This is a genomic window from Secundilactobacillus hailunensis, from assembly GCF_005405185.1.
Lineage (GTDB): Bacteria > Bacillota > Bacilli > Lactobacillales > Lactobacillaceae > Secundilactobacillus > Secundilactobacillus hailunensis.
Genome location: NZ_BJDO01000100.1, coordinates 1 through 2,178, shown reverse-complemented (window position 1 = coordinate 2,178; position 2,178 = coordinate 1). Strand labels below are relative to the sequence as shown.

Genomic DNA, 2,178 nt, shown 5'->3' with positions numbered 1-2,178 from the left:
AAAGTATAACGCCTGGGAGACTAGGTGTCCTTTTTTTGCAAAAAAACAGGCCTAAGTTTCTCAGTGTTGAACTTAATCAACACTAAAAAGCTTAGACCCTTAATTTCCCTGCCTTTACTTTTGGTTTGGTCGCTGTAAAGTATAACGCCTGGGAGACTAGGTGTCCTTTTTTTGCAAAAAAACAGGCCTAAGTTTCTCAGTGTTGAACTTAATCAACACTAAAAAGCTTAGACCCCCTTTTCTGATTAAAAATCAGCTGAAATTAAAAAAACCGCCCTAACGGCGATTTACGTAAAAGGACGGTTCGTACGAGACTCGAACTCGTGATCTCCTGCGTGACAGGCAGGCGTCCTAACCAGCTAGACCAACGAACCATTCGAATTGCGGGGGCTGGATTTGAACCAACGACCTTCGGGTTATGAGCCCGACGAGCTACCAGACTGCTCCACCCCGCGATAATATAAAAGTTATGATGATGACCCGTACGGGATTCGAACCCATGTTACTGCCGTGAAAGGGCGGTGTCTTAACCACTTGACCAACGGGTCATAGCTTTAAAAATGTAATGTAAGGATACAACGGAGAAAGAGAGATTCGAACTCTCGCGCCGCTTTCGCGACCTACACCCTTAGCAGGGGCGCCTCTTCAGCCACTTGAGTATTTCTCCAATGGGCCTAAATGGACTCGAACCATCGACCTCACGCTTATCAGGCGTGCGCTCTAAACCAGCTGAGCTATAGGCCCAAAAAGCGGGTAACGAGAATCGAACTCGCGACAACAGCTTGGAAGGCTGTGGTTTTACCACTAAACTATACCCGCATGGATCCTTGAGCTATGGCGCGGGACGGAATCGAACCGCCGACACACGGAGCTTCAATCCGTTGCTCTACCGACTGAGCTACCGAGCCATAAAAAACGGTTCGTACGAGACTCGAACTCGTGATCTCCTGCGTGACAGGCAGGCGTCCTAACCAGCTAGACCAACGAACCATACAATTGCGGGGGCTGGATTTGAACCAACGACCTTCGGGTTATGAGCCCGACGAGCTACCAGACTGCTCCACCCCGCGATAATAAGGAGGATGAGAGATTCGAACTCTCGCGTGGTTTGACCCACCTGACGGTTTTCAAGACCGTTCCCTTCAGCCAGACTTGGGTAATCCTCCATAATGAAAATGATACTAAAATAATGATCGGCAACTAAGGACCAATTGGACCTTGTAGGACTCGAACCTACGACCGGACGGTTATGAGCCGTCTGCTCTAACCAACTGAGCTAAAGGTCCGAGTCAAAGATCAAATCGCGGCGGGGGGGATCGAACCCTCGACCTCCCGGGTATGAACCGGACGCTCTAGCCAGCTGAGCTACACCGCGATGGTGTTTAAATAAAACTGTTAGAAACTTTATTTAAATCGGGAAGACAGGATTCGAACCTGCGACCCCCTGGTCCCAAACCAGGTGCTCTACCAAGCTGAGCTACTTCCCGTTCAAATGCACCCAGTAGGAGTCGAACCTACAACCTTCTGATTCGTAGTCAGACACTCTATCCAATTGCGCTATGGGTGCAAAATACTAAACTTATTAAAATGCCGAGGACCGGGATCGAACCGGTACGGTCATCACTGACCGCAGGATTTTAAGTCCTGTGCGTCTGCCAATTCCGCCACCCCGGCGTTATATTGGCATAAGCGGAAGACGGGATTCGAACCCGCGACCCCCACCATGGCAAGGTGATGTTCTACCACTGAACTACTTCCGCATATTTAGTTGAAATGCCGACTAGAAGATTCGAACTTCCGACCCCCTGTTTACAAGACAGGTGCTCTACCAACTGAGCTAAGTCGGCAACACAATAGATATAGTATCAAATCTGACTTTCATTGTCAACATAATAATCAACGTCAACTTGGTAATTGACGAATGAGCCGTGACAGTCTCGAACTGTCGACCCTCTGATTAAAAGTCAGATGCTCTACCAACTGAGCTAACGGCTCAATGGAGGATACAGGGCTCGAACCTGTGACCCTCTGCTTGTAAGGCAGACGCTCTCCCAACTGAGCTAATCCTCCATAAAAATAGCGTGGCAACGTCCTACCCTCGCAGGGGGCGATCCCCCAACTACTCTTGGCGTGCTGAAGCTTAACTACTGTGTTCGGCATGGGAACAGGTGTATCCTT

General features: G+C 49.1%; 19 tRNA genes and 1 rRNA gene. All 20 read right to left on the bottom strand.

Features of this window, described 5'->3' with window-relative positions:
• Positions 1 to 300: 300 nt before the first annotated feature.
• A tRNA-Asp gene (locus FFM73_RS12440) sits at positions 301 to 374 on the bottom strand.
• Positions 375 to 381: 7 nt separating this feature from the next.
• Positions 382 to 455: transfer RNA gene (locus tag FFM73_RS12435), tRNA-Met, on the bottom strand.
• A 21-nt stretch (positions 456 to 476) separates the two neighbouring features.
• A tRNA-Glu gene (locus FFM73_RS12430) sits at positions 477 to 548 on the bottom strand.
• Between the two features lie 31 nt (positions 549 to 579).
• Positions 580 to 667, bottom strand: a tRNA-Ser gene (locus FFM73_RS12425).
• Between the two features lie 2 nt (positions 668 to 669).
• A tRNA-Ile gene (locus FFM73_RS12420) sits at positions 670 to 744 on the bottom strand.
• Positions 745 to 748: 4 nt separating this feature from the next.
• Positions 749 to 819: transfer RNA gene (locus tag FFM73_RS12415), tRNA-Gly, on the bottom strand.
• Positions 820 to 835: 16 nt separating this feature from the next.
• A tRNA-Phe gene (locus tag FFM73_RS12410) sits at positions 836 to 908 on the bottom strand.
• Positions 909 to 916: 8 nt separating this feature from the next.
• Positions 917 to 990, bottom strand: a tRNA-Asp gene (locus tag FFM73_RS12405).
• A 6-nt stretch (positions 991 to 996) separates the two neighbouring features.
• Positions 997 to 1,070 (bottom strand) — tRNA-Met (locus tag FFM73_RS12400).
• A gap of 6 nt (positions 1,071 to 1,076) precedes the next feature.
• A tRNA-Ser gene (locus tag FFM73_RS12395) sits at positions 1,077 to 1,166 on the bottom strand.
• A gap of 46 nt (positions 1,167 to 1,212) precedes the next feature.
• A tRNA-Ile gene (locus FFM73_RS12390) sits at positions 1,213 to 1,286 on the bottom strand.
• A gap of 15 nt (positions 1,287 to 1,301) precedes the next feature.
• Positions 1,302 to 1,375: transfer RNA gene (locus FFM73_RS12385), tRNA-Met, on the bottom strand.
• A 38-nt stretch (positions 1,376 to 1,413) separates the two neighbouring features.
• A tRNA-Pro gene (locus FFM73_RS12380) sits at positions 1,414 to 1,487 on the bottom strand.
• Positions 1,488 to 1,493: 6 nt separating this feature from the next.
• Positions 1,494 to 1,567, bottom strand: a tRNA-Arg gene (locus FFM73_RS12375).
• A gap of 21 nt (positions 1,568 to 1,588) precedes the next feature.
• Positions 1,589 to 1,674, bottom strand: a tRNA-Leu gene (locus tag FFM73_RS12370).
• 14 nt (positions 1,675 to 1,688) lie between these two features.
• A tRNA-Gly gene (locus FFM73_RS12365) sits at positions 1,689 to 1,760 on the bottom strand.
• Between the two features lie 14 nt (positions 1,761 to 1,774).
• A tRNA-Thr gene (locus tag FFM73_RS12360) sits at positions 1,775 to 1,847 on the bottom strand.
• 75 nt (positions 1,848 to 1,922) lie between these two features.
• Positions 1,923 to 1,995: transfer RNA gene (locus FFM73_RS12355), tRNA-Lys, on the bottom strand.
• A gap of 2 nt (positions 1,996 to 1,997) precedes the next feature.
• Positions 1,998 to 2,070 (bottom strand) — tRNA-Val (locus tag FFM73_RS12350).
• 9 nt (positions 2,071 to 2,079) lie between these two features.
• Positions 2,080 to 2,178 (bottom strand): 5S ribosomal RNA (rrf, locus tag FFM73_RS12345); the annotation flags it as partial.